The organism is Pseudomonas sp. BN515, assembly GCF_029873155.1.
Taxonomy (GTDB): domain Bacteria; phylum Pseudomonadota; class Gammaproteobacteria; order Pseudomonadales; family Pseudomonadaceae; genus Metapseudomonas.
This window is the reverse complement of sequence record NZ_SSOH01000083.1, coordinates 58,156-74,587: the sequence shown is the minus strand read 5'-3', so window position 1 is coordinate 74,587 and position 16,432 is coordinate 58,156. Positions and strand designations below refer to the sequence as shown.

Annotated in this window: 19 protein-coding genes and 1 tRNA gene; 8 read left to right on the top strand and 12 right to left on the bottom strand. The window is 61.8% G+C overall.

The features are described from left to right. Positions 1 to 20: 20 nt before the first annotated feature. From infA to trxB, 4 genes are all read right to left on the bottom strand, one after another. Positions 21 to 239 (bottom strand): translation initiation factor IF-1, encoded by a 219-nt coding sequence (infA, locus tag E8E91_RS23430; protein WP_016492441.1) that lies wholly within the window; start codon positions 237 to 239, stop codon positions 21 to 23. Between the two features lie 100 nt (positions 240 to 339). Continuing rightward, positions 340 to 1,047, bottom strand: a complete 708-nt coding sequence (locus E8E91_RS23425; RefSeq protein WP_280379214.1) for an arginyltransferase — start codon at positions 1,045 to 1,047, stop codon at positions 340 to 342. Between the two features lie 54 nt (positions 1,048 to 1,101). Further along, complete coding sequence (aat, locus tag E8E91_RS23420) at positions 1,102 to 1,782, bottom strand: leucyl/phenylalanyl-tRNA--protein transferase (protein ID WP_280379212.1); 681 nt, start codon at positions 1,780 to 1,782, stop codon at positions 1,102 to 1,104. A gap of 39 nt (positions 1,783 to 1,821) precedes the next feature. Further along, on the bottom strand, positions 1,822 to 2,772 hold the full coding sequence (gene trxB / locus E8E91_RS23415) for a thioredoxin-disulfide reductase (RefSeq protein ID WP_280365374.1): 951 nt from the start codon (positions 2,770 to 2,772) through the stop codon (positions 1,822 to 1,824). Positions 2,773 to 3,038: 266 nt separating this feature from the next. Here trxB and ftsK point away from each other — a divergent pair, with 266 nt between their 5' ends. The 6 genes from ftsK to cysG all read left to right on the top strand — a co-directional run bounded on the left by ftsK (position 3,039) and on the right by cysG (position 10,627). After that, positions 3,039 to 5,450 carry a DNA translocase FtsK gene (gene ftsK, locus E8E91_RS23410; protein ID WP_280379209.1) on the top strand — a complete coding sequence of 804 codons (2,412 nt, stop codon included), beginning with the start codon at positions 3,039 to 3,041 and terminating at the stop codon, positions 5,448 to 5,450. Positions 5,451 to 5,479: 29 nt separating this feature from the next. Then, positions 5,480 to 6,106 (top strand): outer membrane lipoprotein chaperone LolA, encoded by a 627-nt coding sequence (gene lolA, locus E8E91_RS23405; RefSeq protein ID WP_280365377.1) that lies wholly within the window; start codon positions 5,480 to 5,482, stop codon positions 6,104 to 6,106. A 12-nt stretch (positions 6,107 to 6,118) separates the two neighbouring features. Next, on the top strand, positions 6,119 to 7,444 hold the full coding sequence (locus E8E91_RS23400) for a replication-associated recombination protein A (RefSeq protein ID WP_280379207.1): 1,326 nt from the start codon (positions 6,119 to 6,121) through the stop codon (positions 7,442 to 7,444). Beyond that, the gene (crcB, locus tag E8E91_RS23395) at positions 7,441 to 7,815 is read left to right on the top strand and encodes a fluoride efflux transporter CrcB (protein ID WP_280365381.1); all 375 of its coding nucleotides are present in this window, start codon (positions 7,441 to 7,443) and stop codon (positions 7,813 to 7,815) included. The genes E8E91_RS23400 and crcB overlap by 4 nt, the downstream gene beginning before the upstream one ends. A gap of 16 nt (positions 7,816 to 7,831) precedes the next feature. Then, complete coding sequence (gene serS, locus E8E91_RS23390) at positions 7,832 to 9,112, top strand: serine--tRNA ligase (protein ID WP_280365383.1); 1,281 nt, start codon at positions 7,832 to 7,834, stop codon at positions 9,110 to 9,112. 120 nt (positions 9,113 to 9,232) lie between these two features. After that, complete coding sequence (gene cysG, locus E8E91_RS23385) at positions 9,233 to 10,627, top strand: siroheme synthase CysG (RefSeq protein ID WP_280379205.1); 1,395 nt, start codon at positions 9,233 to 9,235, stop codon at positions 10,625 to 10,627. Here cysG and E8E91_RS23380 read toward each other — a convergent pair. The 7 genes from E8E91_RS23380 to E8E91_RS23350 all read right to left on the bottom strand — a co-directional run bounded on the left by E8E91_RS23380 (position 10,612) and on the right by E8E91_RS23350 (position 14,857). Continuing rightward, entirely contained in the window at positions 10,612 to 11,625 is a 1,014-nt protein-coding gene (locus E8E91_RS23380; RefSeq protein WP_280379204.1) for a glutathione S-transferase family protein, read from the bottom strand. The genes cysG and E8E91_RS23380 overlap by 16 nt on opposite strands. 85 nt (positions 11,626 to 11,710) lie before the next feature. Further along, complete coding sequence (locus tag E8E91_RS23375; RefSeq protein ID WP_280379202.1) at positions 11,711 to 12,694, bottom strand: glycosyl transferase family protein; 984 nt, start codon at positions 12,692 to 12,694, stop codon at positions 11,711 to 11,713. Further along, positions 12,691 to 13,026 carry a TusE/DsrC/DsvC family sulfur relay protein gene (locus tag E8E91_RS23370; protein WP_280379200.1) on the bottom strand — a complete coding sequence of 112 codons (336 nt, stop codon included), beginning with the start codon at positions 13,024 to 13,026 and terminating at the stop codon, positions 12,691 to 12,693. The genes E8E91_RS23375 and E8E91_RS23370 overlap by 4 nt, the downstream gene beginning before the upstream one ends. Continuing rightward, the gene (tusB, locus tag E8E91_RS23365; protein WP_280365395.1) at positions 13,023 to 13,325 is read right to left on the bottom strand and encodes a sulfurtransferase complex subunit TusB; all 303 of its coding nucleotides are present in this window, start codon (positions 13,323 to 13,325) and stop codon (positions 13,023 to 13,025) included. The genes E8E91_RS23370 and tusB overlap by 4 nt, the downstream gene beginning before the upstream one ends. Next, on the bottom strand, positions 13,325 to 13,681 hold the full coding sequence (gene tusC, locus E8E91_RS23360) for a sulfurtransferase complex subunit TusC (RefSeq protein WP_280379197.1): 357 nt from the start codon (positions 13,679 to 13,681) through the stop codon (positions 13,325 to 13,327). The genes tusB and tusC overlap by 1 nt, the downstream gene beginning before the upstream one ends. Position 13,682: 1 nt before the next feature. After that, on the bottom strand, positions 13,683 to 14,075 hold the full coding sequence (gene tusD, locus E8E91_RS23355; RefSeq protein WP_271471218.1) for a sulfurtransferase complex subunit TusD: 393 nt from the start codon (positions 14,073 to 14,075) through the stop codon (positions 13,683 to 13,685). A gap of 113 nt (positions 14,076 to 14,188) precedes the next feature. Further along, entirely contained in the window at positions 14,189 to 14,857 is a 669-nt protein-coding gene (locus E8E91_RS23350) for a Bax inhibitor-1/YccA family protein (RefSeq protein ID WP_280365403.1), read from the bottom strand. Between the two features lie 127 nt (positions 14,858 to 14,984). Here E8E91_RS23350 and E8E91_RS23345 point away from each other — a divergent pair. After that, a tRNA-Ser gene (locus E8E91_RS23345) sits at positions 14,985 to 15,074 on the top strand. Between the two features lie 270 nt (positions 15,075 to 15,344). Continuing rightward, complete coding sequence (locus E8E91_RS23340; RefSeq protein WP_280379194.1) at positions 15,345 to 15,560, top strand: hypothetical protein; 216 nt, start codon at positions 15,345 to 15,347, stop codon at positions 15,558 to 15,560. Between the two features lie 351 nt (positions 15,561 to 15,911). Here E8E91_RS23340 and E8E91_RS23335 read toward each other — a convergent pair whose 3' ends face one another. Then, the gene (locus E8E91_RS23335; RefSeq protein ID WP_190833484.1) at positions 15,912 to 16,112 is read right to left on the bottom strand and encodes a hypothetical protein; all 201 of its coding nucleotides are present in this window, start codon (positions 16,110 to 16,112) and stop codon (positions 15,912 to 15,914) included. Positions 16,113 to 16,432: the final 320 nt, after the last annotated feature.

Sequence of the window (16,432 nt, the reverse complement as noted above, 5' to 3'; positions counted from 1 at the left end):
GCTTTTTTATGACCATTCGATCAGCGGGCGCGGTAGGTGATGCGGCCCTTGCTCAGATCGTACGGCGTCAGCTCGACGCGAACTTTATCGCCGGTGAGGATGCGGATGTAATTCTTGCGCATCTTGCCGGAAATGTGCGCGGTGACGACGTGCCCATTTTCCAACTCCACACGGAACATGGTGTTGGGCAGGGTGTCGATGACAGTGCCTTCCATTTCGAAGCTGTCTTCTTTCGACATGCAGTAAAGCCCTCGGTATTCAATGATGGGCCCTGCCGCAGAGGCGGCGGGCAAAAACGGCGTGCATTGTGCCCGAAAACAGCACTGCTCGCCAAGGGCTTCAGCTAAGCGTCACCCAGCGCTGATTGACGAACAGCTCGATAGGTCGGTACTGGGTCTTGTAGTTCATCTTCCTGCAGTTCTTGATCCAGTAGCCGAGATAGACGGCCTGCAGGCCAAGGCGAGCGGTTTCGCCGATCTGCCAGAGGATGGCATAGCGGCCAAGGCTGCGACGCTCCTCGTCGGGGTCGTAGAAGGTGTAGACCGCTGAAAGCCCATTGGGCAGGACGTCCGTGACGGCCACCGCCTTCAATGCGCCGTTGAGGCGGAATTCGTAGAAGCGCGAAAAGGGCAGGTCGCGCACCAGGAAGGTGGAGAACTGGTCACGGCTGGGCGGATACATGTCACCGTCGGCGTGGCGCTGCTCGATATAGCGAACGTAAAGCGCGTAGTACTCCTCGGTAAATGCCGGGCGTACGGCGATCACGGTGAGGTCCGCGTTGCGCCTGAGGATGCGCTTCTGCTGGCGATTGGGGATGAACTGATCGGCCGGAATGCGCGCCGGTACGCAGGCATTGCAACGCTGGCAGTGGGGGCGGTAGAGGTGGTCGCCGCTGCGGCGGAAACCCATTTCCGAGAGTTCGGCATAGACATCCACGTCCATGGGCTGGCTGGGGTCGAGGAACAGGGTGGTGGCCTGCTCCTCGGGCAAGTAGCTGCATGGATGCGGTTGAGTGGCGTAAAACTTGAGACGAGCCAGCTCGGTCATGATCAACCCCCGGGGGAACCCTTCAGCAAGTGTATGTCAGGCTGCGGGGCTCGCCTAGGCGATCCAGTCAGCGACGTTCGGCTGGTCGAGGTAGAGCTGCAGGTAGCGGGCGAACTTCTCGCGGCTGATGGTGCGGGCGCCAAAACTCTGCAGGTGCTGGGTGGGCATCTGGCAATCGATGAGTACGAATCCCCACTTGTGCAGGTGCTGCACGAGGGTGGCAAAGCCGACCTTGGAGGCGTTGTCGACCCTGCTGAACATGGATTCACCGAAGAACAGCTTGCCCATGGCGAGGCCATACAGGCCGCCGACGAGCTTGTCGTCTTGCCAGACTTCCACGGAATGCGCCACGCCGCGGCGGTGTAGCTCGACATAGGCGGACTGCATGGATGACGTGATCCAGGTGCCGTCGGCGTAGTTGCGCGGCTCGGCACAGCCTTCGATGACCGCGGGGAATGCCTGGTCGAAGGTCACCCGGAAGCGATTCTGGCGCATCAGCTTGGAAAGGCTGCGGGAGATGTGGATCTCCTGCGGTGGCAACACGGTCCGTGGATCGGGAGACCACCATAGGATGGGCTGGCCTTCCTGGTACCAGGGGAAGCAGCCGTGGCGATAAGCCTTGATCAGTCGCTCAGGCGACAGGTCGCCGCCGGCCGCGAGCAGGCCGTTGGGTTCGCGCATGGCGCGCCCGAGTGGCGGGAAGTCGAGAGCGTCGCGTTGCAGCCAGGTGAGCATGGAGGAGGGGAGGGCGGACCCGAAGGTCCGCCGTGCCTGTCAGTTGTCGTCGAGGAACTTTTCGGCGTCCAGCGCGGCCATGCAGCCCGAGCCGGCGGAGGTGATCGCCTGGCGGTACACGTGGTCTGCGACGTCGCCGGCAGCGAATACACCGGGGATGCTAGTGGCGGTGGCGTTGCCTTCGAGGCCACCCTGGACGATCAGGTAGCCATCACGCATTTCCAGCTGGCCCTTGAACAGGTCGGTGTTCGGCTTGTGGCCGATGGCGATGAAGACGCCGGCCAGAGGCAGCTCTTTGGTGCTGCCGTCGGCGGTGCTCTTCAGGCGCACGCCAGTTACGCCGGTGTTGTCGCCTAGAACTTCATCCAGGGTGTGGTTCCAGTGCAGGCGGACGTTGCCGTTGGCGGCTTTCTCGAACAGCTTGTCCTGGAGGATCTTCTCGGAACGCAGCTTGTCGCGGCGGTGGATGAGGTGCACTTCCTTGGCGATGTTGGCCAGGTAGAGTGCTTCTTCAACCGCAGTGTTGCCGCCGCCGACCACGCAGACCACCTGGTTGCGATAGAAGAAACCGTCGCAAGTGGCGCAGGCGGAGACGCCCTTGCCGGCGAAGGCTTCCTCGGACGGAAGGCCGAGGTACTGGGCGGAGGCGCCGGTGGCGAGGATCAGTGCGTCGCAGCTGTAGGTGCCGCTGTCACCCTTGAGGATGAACGGGCGCTTCTGCAACTCGGCGGTGTGGATGTGGTCGTAAACAATCTCAGTGTCGAAGCGCTCGGCGTGCTTCTGCATGCGCTCCATCAGGGCCGGACCGGTCAGGCCTTCGACATCACCGGGCCAGTTGTCCACTTCGGTGGTGGTGGTCAGTTGGCCGCCAGGCTGGATGCCGGTGATGACCACCGGCTTGAGGTTGGCGCGAGCGGCATATACGGCCGCGGTGTAACCCGCTGGGCCGGAGCCCAGGACGATCAATCGGGAATGCTTGACTTCGCTCATAAAAAGGCTCCATAAGTCTTTGTCACGAAAGAGAATGCATGCTCCAATTGAGCATTGCGCAAATCGTTGGCGGCTATGCTACACCGAAGCGCGAGACGTCGCCAAAACGCCGGAGCGACAATCCGTTCCCACATGGCGTCGCGCGGGCAAATCCGTACAATGGGCCACGTTCCGAATGGGTTGGAGCCCGTGATGGCACACTGCCTGGCGGACTTTCACCCTCGACCGACTCTTGAACGCGCCACGGGCGCAGGAAAAGACGCGTTTTGAAGAATTCCACGACCAGAGCCCAGATTCCTGTCTGGCGCCAGCAATTGCATTATCGCCTCAAGGAAGGTGCGTTGATCGCGCTGGGCGCAGTCTGCCTCTACCTGTGGATGGCGCTGCTCACCTACGATTCCTCGGATCCGGGCTGGACGCACACCAGCAACGTCGAGCAGGTGCAGAATGCGGCTGGCCGACTCGGTGCCTGGTTCGCCGATATCCTGTTCATGGCACTGGGCTACTTCGCCTATATCTTCCCGCTGCTGCTGGCCATCAAGACGCTGCAAGTCTTCCGGCACCGCCATGAGTCTATCGACTGGAGCGGCTGGCTCTTCTCCTGGCGCCTGATCGGCCTGGTCTTCCTGGTGCTGTCCGGCGCCGCGCTGGCCGATATCCACTTCCAGGACCACGCGGGCCTGCCGGCTTCCGCTGGCGGCGCCCTCGGCGAAAGCCTCAGTCATCTGTCGGTCAATGCCCTCAATGTGCAAGGCAGCACGCTGCTGTTCTTCGCCCTGTTCCTGTTCGGTCTGACCGTGTTCACCGACCTGTCCTGGTTCAAGGTCATGGACTTGACCGGGAAGATCACCCTCGATCTCTTCGAACTCATCCAGAGCGCCGTCAACCGCTGGTGGAGCGCCCGTCTGGAGCGCAAGCAGCTAGTGGCCAAGTTGCGTGAAGTGGATGTGCGTGTGAATGAAGTGGCCGCGCCTGTGGTGCCTGATCGTCGCGAGCAGGCCAAGGTCAAGGAACGTCTCATCGAGCGCGAAGAAGCCCTGACCAAACACATGACCGAACGGGAGAAGCGCCCTGCGCCGGTCATAGCACCTCCGCCGTCGCCCAAGCCGGCCGAGCCGAGCAAGCGCGTACAAAAGGAAAAGCAGGCGCCGCTGTTCGTCGATACGGCGATCGAAGGCACTCTGCCGCCCATTTCCATCCTCGACGCGGCGGAAAAGAAGCAGAAGAGCTTCTCGCCGGAATCCCTGGAAGCGATGTCGCGTCTTCTGGAAATCAAGCTGAAGGAATTCGGCGTCGAAGTGATTGTGGAGTCGGTTCATCCGGGCCCGGTGATTACCCGATTCGAGATTCAGCCGGCTGCCGGCGTGAAGGTGAGCCGCATCTCCAACCTGGCGAAGGACCTGGCACGCTCCCTGGCTGTGATCAGTGTTCGCGTCGTAGAGGTGATTCCCGGCAAGACCACCGTCGGCATCGAGATTCCCAACGAAGACCGTCAGATCGTGCGCTTCTCCGAAGTACTGGAGTCGTCCGAATACGACGAAGCCAAGTCGCCGGTCACCCTGGCCCTTGGCCATGACATCGGCGGTAAACCGATCATCACTGACCTCGCCAAGATGCCTCACCTGCTGGTGGCCGGTACCACGGGTTCCGGTAAGTCGGTGGGCGTGAATGCCATGATCCTGTCGATCCTGTTCAAGTCAACGCCGGAGCAGGCGCGGATGATCATGATCGACCCGAAGATGCTGGAGCTGTCCATCTACGAAGGCATTCCGCACCTGCTGTGTCCGGTGGTCACTGACATGAAGGAAGCGGCCAACGCCCTGCGCTGGAGCGTCGCCGAGATGGAGCGGCGCTACAAGCTGATGGCCGCCATGGGCGTGCGTAACCTCGCGGGCTTCAACCGCAAGGTGAAGGATGCCGAGGAAGCTGGCACGCCGCTGACCGACCCGCTCTATCGTCGTGAGAGCATGGAAGATGAGGCGCCGCTGCTGAAGACACTGCCAACCATCGTGGTCGTGGTCGACGAGTTCGCCGACATGATGATGATCGTCGGCAAGAAGGTCGAAGAGCTGATCGCTCGTATCGCCCAGAAGGCGCGTGCCGCCGGTATCCACCTCATCCTCGCGACCCAGCGCCCCTCGGTGGACGTAATCACCGGCCTGATCAAGGCCAACATCCCAACCCGCATGGCGTTCCAGGTATCCAGCAAGATCGACTCGCGCACCATCCTCGACCAGGGCGGTGCGGAACAGTTGCTCGGTCACGGTGACATGCTCTACCTGCCGCCGGGCACGGGCTTGCCGATCCGCGTGCATGGCGCCTTCGTTTCCGACGACGAAGTGCACCGCGTGGTAGAGGCCTGGAAGCTGCGTGGCGCACCGGACTACATCGAAGACATCCTCGCCGGTGCGGAAGAGGGGGGTGGCGGTTCTTCCGGCGGCTTCGACGGCGGTGAAGGTAGCAGCGAGGGCAGCGAAGACGATCCGCTTTACGACGAGGCTGTTCGCTTCGTTACCGAAAGCCGCCGCGCTTCGATTTCCGCGGTACAGCGCAAGCTGAAGATTGGCTACAACCGCGCCGCGCGCATGATCGAGGCGATGGAAATGGCTGGGGTGGTGAGCCCCATGAACGGCAACGGTTCGCGCGAGGTCATCGCGCCGTCACCGGTGCGAGACTGATCCGAAACGGATTTTTGACGAGGATTTCCATGCGACTGATCCGCATGCTCATGGTGGCCGTACTTGGTCTGGCTGCCCTGAACGCCCAGGCTGATGACAATGTGGCCATCAACCGCCTGACTGAAATGCTGAACAAGGCCCAGACCATCACGGGTCGCTTCTCCCAGCTGACGCTGGACGGCTCCGGTACCCAGCTGCAGGAAACTTCTGGCGAGTTGTCACTCAAGCGTCCAGGGCTCTTCCGTTGGCACACCGATGCGCCAATGGAGCAATTGCTGGTGTCCAATGGTGAAAAGGTTTGGCTCTATGACCCGGACCTGCAACAGGTGACCATCCAGACCCTGGACCAGCGCCTGACTCACACTCCGGCGCTGCTGCTGTCAGGTGACGTCTCGAAGATCAGTGAGAATTTCGAGATCACCCACAAGGAAGGCGGCGACGTGGTGGACTTCATCCTCAAGCCCAAGGCCAAGGACACCCTGTTTGACACTCTGCGACTGTCATTCCGCAATGGCGTGATCAATGACATGCAGCTGATCGACAGCGTTGGCCAGCGCACCAACATCCTCTTCCTCGGGATCAAGATGAACCAGGCAATCGACGCCGCGCAGTTCAACTTCCAGATTCCGGAAGGCGCCGACGTCATCCAGGAATAAGCTGTAACGCCCATGGACCTCTTCCGCTCCGAACCCATCGCCCAGCCGCTGGCAGCGCGCTTGCGTGCCGCCAGCCTGGACGAGTACGTCGGCCAGGAGCACCTGCTGGCGCCTGGCAAGCCGCTGCGCGAGGCGCTGGAGCAGGGCGCGCTGCACTCGATGATCTTCTGGGGGCCGCCGGGCGTAGGAAAGACCACCCTGGCCAAGCTGCTGGCACAGGTCACCGACGCTCATTTCGAGACCATCTCGGCCGTGCTTTCCGGGGTGAAGGAAATCCGTCAGTCGGTGGAAATGGCCAAGCAACAGGCTGCCCAGTACGGTCGCCGCACCATCCTCTTCGTGGATGAGGTGCACCGCTTCAACAAGTCCCAGCAGGACGCCTTTCTGCCCTACGTGGAAGACGGCACCCTGATCTTCATCGGCGCCACCACCGAGAACCCCTCCTTCGAGCTCAACAACGCGCTGTTGTCCCGCGCTCGCGTCTACGTGCTGAAAAGCCTGGACGAAGCTGCTCTACGCAAGCTGGTGGCCCGTGCCTTGAGCGAAGACAAGGGGCTGGGCAAGCGCCAGCTGAGTCTGCCGGACGAAAGCTTCTCCATTCTCATGGCAGCTGCCGACGGTGATGGCCGGCGTCTGCTCAATCTGCTGGAAAACGCGGCGGACCTAGCCGAAGACGGCGGTGAGATTGGCGCTGAATTGCTGCAGAACCTGCTGGGAGATAGCCGTCGCCGCTTCGACAAGGGCGGTGAGGCGTTCTACGACCAGATATCCGCCCTGCACAAGTCGGTGCGCGGCTCCGACCCGGATGCGGCGCTCTACTGGTACGCACGCATGCTCGACGGCGGTTGTGATCCGCTGTACATCGCGCGTCGGGTCGTGCGCATGGCCAGCGAGGACATCGGCAACGCCGACCCGCGCGCTCTGAGCCTTTGCCTGTCCGCCTGGGATGTCCAGGAGCGCCTCGGGAGCCCCGAAGGCGAACTGGCCGTCGCCCAGGCCATCACCTATCTGGCTTGCGCGCCGAAGAGCAACGCTGTCTACATGGCCTTCAAGGCTGCCATGCGCGACGCTGCCGAGAACGGTTCGCTGGAAGTGCCGCTGCACCTGCGTAATGCTCCGACCAAGTTGATGAAGCAACTCGGCTATGGCGAGGAGTATCGTTATGCCCATGACGAGCCGGATGCCTATGCGGCAGGGGAAGACTACTTCCCCGACCAGCTCGAGCCACGGCAGTACTACCAACCGGTACCGCGCGGCCTGGAGTTGAAGATCCGCGACAAGCTGCAGCACCTGAAGAACCTGGACCGCAGCAGTCCCTGGCAACGGAGAAAGTCGTGATCGGACTTGTTCTGGCGGTCTCTGCCGGCGGCGTGGCGGGTACGCTGCTTCGATTCGCTACTGGCAATCTGGTCGCTGCCTACTGGCCACGCTACTTCTACGCCGGTACCCTTGCGGTCAACATCGTCGGCTGCCTGCTGATCGGCTATTTATATGGCTTGTTCCTGCTGCGTCCCGAGGTGCCGGTGGAAATCCGCTCGGGCCTCATGGTGGGATTCCTGGGTGGCCTGACGACTTTTTCATCCTTTTCCCTCGACACGCTGCGCCTGCTGGAAAGCGGCCAGCTGCCACTGGCCATGGGCTATGCGGCGCTGAGCGTGTTGGGCGGCCTGTTCGCCACCTGGGCAGGCCTGATACTGACGAAAATCTGAGAGACGAGAACCTGACATGCTCGATGCCAAACTGGTCCGCACCCAGCCCCGGGAAATCGCGGAACGCCTTGCCACCCGTGGCTTTGAACTGGACGTAGCGCGCCTGGAGGCGCTGGAAAACCAGCGCAAGTCCGTGCAGACCCGCACCGAACAGCTGCAGGCCGAGCGCAACACCCGTTCCAAATCCATCGGCCAGGCCAAGCAACGTGGTGAAGACATCGCGCCGCTGCTGGCTGATGTCGATCGCATGGGCAGCGAGCTGGAAGAGGGCAAGCGCGAACTGGAAAGCATCCAGGCCGAGCTGGACAACCTGCTGCTGAACATTCCGAACCTGCCCCACGAATCCGTGCCGGTTGGTGCGGACGAAGAGGCCAACGTCGAAGTGCGTCGCTGGGGCGCTCCGCGTAGCTTCGACTTCGAGGTCAAGGACCACGTCGCCCTCGGCGAGCAGCACGGCTGGCTGGACTTCGAAACCGCCGCCAAGCTCTCCGGTGCCCGTTTCGCGTTGCTGCGCGGCCCCATTGCTCGCCTGCACCGCGCCCTGGCGCAGTTCATGATCAACCTGCACGTCACCGACCACGGCTATGAAGAGGCCTATACGCCTTACCTGGTCCAGGCTCCGGCCCTGCAGGGCACTGGCCAGCTGCCGAAGTTCGAGGAAGACCTGTTCAAGATCTCCCGCGAGAACGAGGCTGACTTCTACCTGATCCCGACTGCCGAGGTCTCTCTGACCAACATCGTCGCGGGCGAGATCGTCGACGCCAAGCAACTGCCGATCAAGTTCGTCGCCCATACGCCGTGCTTCCGTAGCGAGGCAGGCGCTTCTGGCCGTGATACCCGCGGCATGATTCGCCAGCACCAGTTCGACAAGGTCGAGATGGTCCAGATCGTCGAGCCGTCCAAGTCTTTCGAAGCCCTGGAAGGCATGACCGCCAATGCCGAGCGCGTACTGCAGCTGCTCGAACTGCCGTACCGCGTACTCGCGCTCTGCACCGGCGACATGGGCTTCAGCGCCACCAAGACCTACGACCTGGAAGTCTGGGTGCCGAGCCAAGACAAGTACCGCGAGATTTCCTCCTGCTCCAACTGCGGTGATTTCCAGGCCCGTCGCATGCAAGCGCGCTACCGCAACCCGGAAACCGGCAAGCCGGAGCTGGTGCACACCCTGAACGGCTCCGGTCTGGCTGTTGGCCGCACTCTGGTTGCGGTGCTGGAGAACTACCAGCAGGCCGACGGCAGCATCCGCGTACCTGAAGTGCTCAAGCCCTACATGGGCGGCATTGAAGTCATCGGCTGATTGCTTTTCCCCTGCTATGGCAGGGGTTGCGCAACGTCCTACCGCCCGCGTCGTAGCCAGGCTGCACGCGGGCGGTGACCATTCAAGCTCCACCACCCGTTATTGCTAGAAGGCGCTGCTATGGATTTCCTCCCGCTGTTCCACAATCTTCAAGGGCGCCAGGTGCTCGTGGTAGGTGGGGGCGAAGTAGCCCTGCGCAAGGCGCGCTTGCTGGCGGATGCCGGCGCGCGGCTGCGGGTGGTTGCGCCAGAGATCGATGCTCAACTGCTGGAAATGGTGGAGCAGGGCGGTGGCGAGTCCCTTCTGCGTGGCTACCAGGAGGCGGATCTGGATGCCTGCGTACTGGTCATTGCCGCCAGTGACGACGAGCAACTGAACGCTGAGATTTCAGCCCAGGCCCAGGCGCGCGGCGTTCCAGTCAATGTCGTGGACGCACCGAAGCTGTGCAGCGTGATCTTCCCTGCCATCGTCGATCGTTCGCCCTTGATCGTCGCAGTCTCCAGTGCCGGCGATGCGCCGGTGCTGGCTCGGCTGATTCGCGCGAAGATCGAAACCTGGATTCCCGCTGCGTATGGCCAGTTGGCTGGCCTGGCGAAGAAATTCCGTGATCAGGTAAAGACCCTCTTCCCGGATGTACAGCAGCGTCGGGTGTTCTGGGAGGAGGTGTTCCAGGGGCCGGTGGCCGAGCGCATGCTGGCCGGGCAGGGCGTTGAGGCCGAGCGCCTCCTGGCCGAGCGGGTCGCCGGTGGCGCCCCCAAAGCTCTGGGCGAGGTCTATCTGGTGGGTGCCGGGCCGGGTGATCCGGACCTGCTGACCTTCCGCGCCTTGCGTCTGATGCAACAGGCCGATGTAGTGCTCTACGACCGTTTGGTGGCAGCGCCAATCATCGAACTCTGCCGTCGTGACGCCGAGCGCATCTACGTGGGCAAGCGCCGGGCCGATCATGCCGTGCCGCAGGATGAGATCAACCGCCTGTTGATTGAACAGGCCAAGCTGGGCAAGCGCGTGCTGCGCCTGAAAGGCGGGGACCCCTTCATCTTCGGTCGCGGTGGCGAGGAGATCGAAGAGTTGGCGGCCAACGACATTCCCTTCCAGGTCGTGCCCGGTATCACTGCCGCTTCGGGTTGCTCCACCTATGCCGGTATTCCGTTGACCCATCGCGACTATGCGCAATCGGTGCGCTTCGTCACTGGCCACCTGAAGGACGGAAGCTGTGATCTGCCCTGGAGTGATCTCGTTGCGCCGGGGCAGACCCTGGTTTTCTACATGGGCCTGGTCGGCTTGCCGGTAATCTGCGAGCAGTTGATCAAACATGGCCGCGCTGCTGAAACGCCGGCGGCACTGATACAACAGGGCACCACCAGTCACCAGCGAGTATTCACCGGCACCCTGGCCAACTTGCCGCAACTGGTGGCGGAGCACGAAGTCCACGCGCCCACCCTGGTGATCGTGGGTGAAGTCGTGACCCTGCGTGACAAGTTGGCCTGGTTCGAAGGCGATCAGGCCGGAGCCTGATCCTTCTCCGCGACTGGCAGGGCCTTCAGATGCTCGCGGCCATGGGGGCGAGTGAAGTCCTGCACTGGCCCCAGCGGCACCACGCCTGTGGGATTGATGGTGCGATGGCTGGCGTAATAGTGGTGCTTGATGTGGGTGAAGTTCACCGTCTCCGCCACGCCCGGCCACTGGTACAGCTCACGAAGCCAGCCTGAAAGATTGGGGTAGTCCTCCAGGCGCCGCAGGTTGCACTTGAAGTGCCCGTGGTACACCGCATCGAAGCGAATCAGAGTGGTGAAGAGGCGCCAGTCCGCCTCGGTGATCTGTTCGCCGGTCAGGTAGCGACGCGTTTCCAGCAGGGCATCCAACTGATCCAGTTCGTCGAAGAGGGCGTGGAAGGCTTCCTCGTAAGCGTCCTGGGAGGTGGCAAAGCCGGCGCGATACACGCCATTGTTGATCGCCGGGTAAATGCGTTCGTTGAGTGCATCGATCTCGGCTCGCAGCGGATCCGGGTAGAAGTCGAGACGATTGCCAGTGAGGTGATCGAAGGCGCTGTTGAACATCCGGATGATCTCGGACGACTCGTTGCTGACGATGCGTCCGGTCTGCTTGTCCCACAGCAAGGGCACGGTAACCCGACCGCTGTAGTCGGCGGTGTCCTGGGTATAGCGCTGGTGCAGGTAGGCCAGTCCTCCCAACTGATCGCCGGTGGATCCGAATTGCGGGTCGAAGGTCCAGCCCTGTTCCCGCATCAGCCAGCTCACCACCGAAACGTCGATCAGCGATTCCAGGCCTTTTAGCTTGCGGAAGATCAGCGTGCGGTGTGCCCAGGGGCACGCCAGGGATACATAAAGGTGATAGCGGCCGGCTTCGGCGGGGAAGCCGCCTATGCCCGAAGGACCTGGTGAGCCATCGGCAGTGATCCAGTTGCGTCGCCGCGCGCTTTCACGCTGGAAGCGGCCATCCTTGGCGGTGTCGTACCACTTGTCTTGCCATTTTCCATCGATCAACAGGCCCATGGTTGGTCTCCGAAATTGAGTTCGGATTAGAGTCTATCGATAGCAGTTCGATGGAAAAGCGTAAATTAGTGGTCCTGACTATCGATCAGTTCGATGACTTGCGTGCTTCCCAGATGCGATCCGCTTCCGCAAAGGCCTGTTCACGTTCCGTGCCGAGCCCGCGCAGGGCCAGGGCCAGGGTGGCTCGAATAGCCAGTCGGCCATATTCGTCTTCGCATTCACCGCGCCAGACACGGACGAGCTGGGTGGCATCCAGGCTTTCCGGCTTCACATGGCGCATTGGGGAAAGCGCGGGCCACTCTTCATCCCAGGCTGCGCCAACGGTCGTGCCGTAGAGATGGCATATGGCGTCCGGGTTGGCTTCGATCTCGCCACCTTCGCCTTTGATGACGATGGCGTGATCACCGAGGAGCCTGCTGGCTTCGCGGTGTTCCGCCTGGTATCCGGGATGGAAGATGCTCTGCAGGCCACAGCGGGCGCCGAGCGGGTTGAGGATGCGTGCCAGGGAGTGGATGGGAGAGCGCAGGCCGAGGGTGTTGCGCAGGTCGATCATCCGCTGCAATTGCGGCGCCCAGGCTCCCAAGGGGATGAAGGCCAGTTGGCGCTCGTCGAGGGCAGTGGCGACCTGTTCCCAGCTCTGGCACAGGGGGATATCCAGCAGCTCCAGCAACTGCTCGCTGTAGAGACGCCCGGCGGTATGGGCGCCGCCGCCGTGCAGCAGGATGCGTATGCCGCTGTCGGCCAGGGCTTTGGCGGCCAGGAGGTACCAGGGCAGGTGGCGCTTCTTGCCTGCGTAGCTTGGCCAGTCCAGATCGACGGCGATCGCCGGCGCCTGGTTGCGTTGCCGGAATGCTTCGGTGAACCCGGCCAGCTCCTCGGCGTTCTCCTCCTTGTGGCGCAGCAACATGAGGAAGGCACCAAGCTGGGTGTCTTCCACTTCGCCGTCCAGAAGCATGCCCATGGCTTCGCGCGCTTCCTCACGGGTCATGTTTCGGGCGCCGCGCTTGCCCTTGCCGAGTATCCGTACGAACTGGGCGAAGGGATGTTCAGGTGGGGTGACGAGATTCATAGGCAGTTGGTCGGCTTCGGCAGTCCGGCGAGCTTGGCAGCAAGCTTGGCCGGTGCGCCCTTGAACAGGCGGTTCAGGTGCAGGCTGTTGCCCTTGTCAGGACCGAGCTTCTGCGCCACGTATTTGACCAGCGGGCGGTTGGCCGGGGAGAGCTGGAATTCGGCATAGAAGCCTCGCAACAGCTCAAGGATCTCCCAGTGCTCCGGCTGCAACTCCAGTTCTTCGCGTACGGCCAGGGCATTGGCCACCGCCGGGCTCCAGTCGGCCAGCTCCTGGAGGTAGCCATCCTTGTCCAGCGGGATGCTGCGGCCGTCGATCAGAAGTTCGCTCATATCCAGCTGTTCACCTTGTCGTAGCGGCAGCACAGCTCGACGAACGCCGGGTAGTCCGCTGCATTCAGGCGTGAGGGCAGGTCGGTCAGGGCTCGGGCCTCGAGGTCTTCGGCAAGCGCGTGCAAGGCAATCGATTCGGGCATCAGCTCCAGGGCCTGACGAGCCACGCTGCCTGGTTGCAGGGCGTAGACCGCTTCACCGCTGAGTAGCAGGCCATCATTGGGTCCCAGCAATCGGATGCAGCTGCCGAGGCGGCTGTCGGAGAACGGGGAGTGGGAAAGGATATGCAGCGTGGCCATCAGAGAGTGAGCACCTGGTCGTAACGGTCGATAAGGGCAGTCAGGGCGCTGTCGTCGAGAACTTCCACCGCGAGTTTCAGGGTGGCGTCTTCCAATCCACGCTCCTGCAGGCTGCGTCTAGAGGCGTAAAGCGACTCCACGCCAAACAGCGGCAGGGCCTGGAGGTTGGCGGTCAGGTCCTTTTGCTCAAGCGTAGTGGGCTGTTGATTGGCGACGAGCTGGAACACGCCATCATCCAGGAACAGCAAACCAAGGGGCAGATCGAAGGCGCCGCCGGCGAGGGCAATATCCAGTGCCTCGCGGGCGCCAGGACCGCTCCACGGACCCTGGCGGCTGATGATCAGCATGGACTTCATCTCAATTGCCTCCAAAGCTGACCAATCGATCGGCCATCTGCGCCGCCTCGTGCAGCTGGCCCAGGCCAGAAAGCTCCCAGCCCTCGGCCAGGTTGGCAGCCGGGCGCTCATAGCGTCGTGCCTCTTCCTGGTTCAGCACGCCCCGGCGTAACGCCGCGGCAATGCAGACGACACCGTCCAGCTTGTGCTTGCGCACGAAATCACTCCATTCGGCGGAGAGGTTCGGCTCGTCCTGGGGGGCGACGACATTGACGGAGGCGCTGTGTACGCCGTCCTGATAGAAGAACAGGCGGACGATTTCATGGCCGCCGGCCAGGCACGCTTCCGCAAAGCGCAGGGCGCGACGGGAGGAAGGCGCGTGGGGCGGGGCGAACAAGGCAATGGCGAATTTCATGGTCGCTCGGGCGAATGGAAAACTGCTGGAATGATACGGCCAGACGCATTCTTTTGCCCGTCCGGACAGAAAAAAGCCCGCCGAAGCGGGCTAGTCCGAGGAGCGGTTGGCGATCAATCGTCGCTGCTGAATACGCCAACCAGTTGCAGCAAGCTGATGAACAGGTTGTAGATGGATACGTACAGGCTGATGGTGGCCATGATGTAGTTGCGCTCGCCACCATGGATGATGGCGCTGGTCTGGAACAGGATGCAGACCGACGAGAACACCACGAAGCCGGCGCTGATCGCCAACTGCAGACCGCTGATGTTGAAGAAGAGGCTGACCAGCGTGGCACCGATCAGCACGAAGAAGCCTGCAGTGATGAAGCCGCCGAGGAAGCTCATGTCCTTGCGGGTGGTCAGCACGTAGGCGGACAGGCCGAAGAACACCAGGGCGGTCATGGCGAAGGCCGAGCTCACCACCTCGCCGCCGTTTGGCATGCCGAGGTACATGTTGAGGATCGGGCCCAGGGTGTAGCCCATGAAACCGGTCAGGGCGAAGGTGGATACCAGGCCCCAGGCGGAGTCGCGCAGCTTCACAGTCAGGAAGAACAGGCCGTAGAAACCGATCAGTACGACGAAGATGCTGGGGTAGGGCACGCGCATCTGCTGCGCGACGTAGGCGACCAGTCCGCTGAACGCCAGCGTCAGGGCCAGCAGCCCGTAGGTATTGCGAAGGACGCGGCTGACTTCCAGCTGCTCCGCCTGCGCGGGGTTGAGGGCATAGTTCTGTTCGTTCATCGCGACACTCCCGAAAATGGTTTCCGTGACCTTGGTCAGTTCTGGATATTAACAGAGGCTTTGAAGCCGCCAATTGCAAGAGTTTGACAGCGTGTTGCGTTCCGGTAGTATGGCGCCCCGCGCAAGCGGAGGTGTGGCCGAGTGGTTTAAGGCAGCGGTCTTGAAAACCGCCGAAGGGGAGACTCTTCCGTGAGTTCGAATCTCACCGCCTCCGCCATCTATATAGCTGAAAGCCCCGGATTCCGGGGCTTTTGCTTTTCTGGGGTATTCCCAGTCCGTTCCCATGGCCCGACGTTGGACCCACAGCCTCTCGGACCGTCCTAGTAAATACCCTCCCACATGTCAGTGGCCTCACCAACGCGGTGATTCGCGAACAGGAATGTCGCCGCCTCCATTCGTCCGAGCACCAGATCATCGCATCAAGCGGTGCTGTCGCATGCTTTGGGATGACTTGAATTGCGGCGGTGCGCCGTGTGCGGAGGTATTGATGGCACGCGATAAAGAGTTCGCATTGAAACACGCGCTGGTGGCGGTATTGGCGGCAGCGATTGACCTGGGTGTGGGTGATCAGGTGATTGCGAAGGCTACCGCCGGAATCGTCAGCGACGACCCCAGATATCGATGGCTGCAGCAGTCGCACCTTAAGTCGCCACTCGCAGAAATCGAGCAAACCGCCGGGTGGATAGAACGTCAGAGTGGCTAGTGCCTGCCTCAGGTCGTTGACGATGCGAGCCGGGGAGGGGCGTCATGCCGGGAGCGTCGATTTTGCTGCGATGGCGTGATGCTTTTTGGCGAAGGAGTCGGAAGAATGGGCCAGAAACACAAAACCCCGTGCGAGCAGGACGGGGCTTTGTGTACATCGCGTGGGGCTGATCCTTCAGCTGATTTCACTCTGCGCCCGGGCTTGTGAAAAACTCGTGAAGGCCTTTTGCACAGCTACCTCTTTCACGAACAAGAATGTGGAAAGGGAGCGCCTCGCAGAGGATGCCCCCGATGTGGTTTCAGGCATTCAAATCCGGATTGGCGCGGCCACAAGAGGCCGTGCTCACAAGCGTCAGGTTCTGGTGTTCAACCGAACGCATTCCCCCATCGCTATTGCCTCGTCTTCATGCTTACCGCCGACAAAGTCGCCAGTGGCCTTGTCGATGATCCGGTACCAGTAGGCGTCCAGTGCTGTTCCTCCGAGAACTTCCCCATTCCTGATCCCTTTGGAATGTGAGCGTGGGACTCTTTTCACCGAGAAGCGTGCACTCATGGTGGATCTCCTTGTGTAGGAAGAAGTGGAACATTTTTGATAGTCGTGCCTGGCCGGTCTCGCAACCTTGAAGTCGAAACGGATCGTTTCAGGCTGACATCGCTTTGAGCCTTTTCCCCGTGATTCCTGGGGCCGAGCCCCCTGCGAATCGACAATTCCCCGCTCGTCTATTGGGTGACTCTTTCCCGCTCTCTCGCGCTTCGTTCGGTCGCTCCGGTTGGGGCTGTTCAGTCTTTACAGACAGGCGCGTCAATATCGTGACAACTGGCATTTACATTTTGATACACCTGCTCTTTAGTCAGGTTATTGACGTTCTGCGG

Excerpts from the sequence above, each read along its gene's own strand:
- infA (WP_016492441.1), bottom strand. The coding sequence starts at position 239 with ATGTCGAAAGAAGACAGCTTCGAAATGGAAGGCACTGTCATCGACACC.
- E8E91_RS23425 (WP_280379214.1), bottom strand. The coding sequence starts at position 1,047 with ATGACCGAGCTGGCTCGTCTCAAGTTTTACGCCACTCAACCGCATCCA.
- aat (WP_280379212.1), bottom strand. The coding sequence starts at position 1,782 with ATGCTCACCTGGCTGCAACGCGACGCTCTCGACTTCCCGCCACTCGGG.
- trxB (WP_280365374.1), bottom strand. The coding sequence starts at position 2,772 with ATGAGCGAAGTCAAGCATTCCCGATTGATCGTCCTGGGCTCCGGCCCA.
- lolA (WP_280365377.1), top strand. The coding sequence starts at position 5,480 with ATGCGACTGATCCGCATGCTCATGGTGGCCGTACTTGGTCTGGCTGCC.
- E8E91_RS23400 (WP_280379207.1), top strand. The coding sequence starts at position 6,119 with ATGGACCTCTTCCGCTCCGAACCCATCGCCCAGCCGCTGGCAGCGCGC.
- serS (WP_280365383.1), top strand. The coding sequence starts at position 7,832 with ATGCTCGATGCCAAACTGGTCCGCACCCAGCCCCGGGAAATCGCGGAA.
- cysG (WP_280379205.1), top strand. The coding sequence starts at position 9,233 with ATGGATTTCCTCCCGCTGTTCCACAATCTTCAAGGGCGCCAGGTGCTC.
- E8E91_RS23380 (WP_280379204.1), bottom strand. The coding sequence starts at position 11,625 with ATGGGCCTGTTGATCGATGGAAAATGGCAAGACAAGTGGTACGACACC.
- E8E91_RS23375 (WP_280379202.1), bottom strand. The coding sequence starts at position 12,694 with ATGAATCTCGTCACCCCACCTGAACATCCCTTCGCCCAGTTCGTACGG.
- E8E91_RS23370 (WP_280379200.1), bottom strand. The coding sequence starts at position 13,026 with ATGAGCGAACTTCTGATCGACGGCCGCAGCATCCCGCTGGACAAGGAT.
- tusB (WP_280365395.1), bottom strand. The coding sequence starts at position 13,325 with ATGGCCACGCTGCATATCCTTTCCCACTCCCCGTTCTCCGACAGCCGC.
- tusC (WP_280379197.1), bottom strand. The coding sequence starts at position 13,681 with ATGAAGTCCATGCTGATCATCAGCCGCCAGGGTCCGTGGAGCGGTCCT.
- tusD (WP_271471218.1), bottom strand. The coding sequence starts at position 14,075 with ATGAAATTCGCCATTGCCTTGTTCGCCCCGCCCCACGCGCCTTCCTCC.
- E8E91_RS23350 (WP_280365403.1), bottom strand. The coding sequence starts at position 14,857 with ATGAACGAACAGAACTATGCCCTCAACCCCGCGCAGGCGGAGCAGCTG.
- E8E91_RS23340 (WP_280379194.1), top strand. The coding sequence starts at position 15,345 with ATGGCACGCGATAAAGAGTTCGCATTGAAACACGCGCTGGTGGCGGTA.
- E8E91_RS23335 (WP_190833484.1), bottom strand. The coding sequence starts at position 16,112 with ATGAGTGCACGCTTCTCGGTGAAAAGAGTCCCACGCTCACATTCCAAA.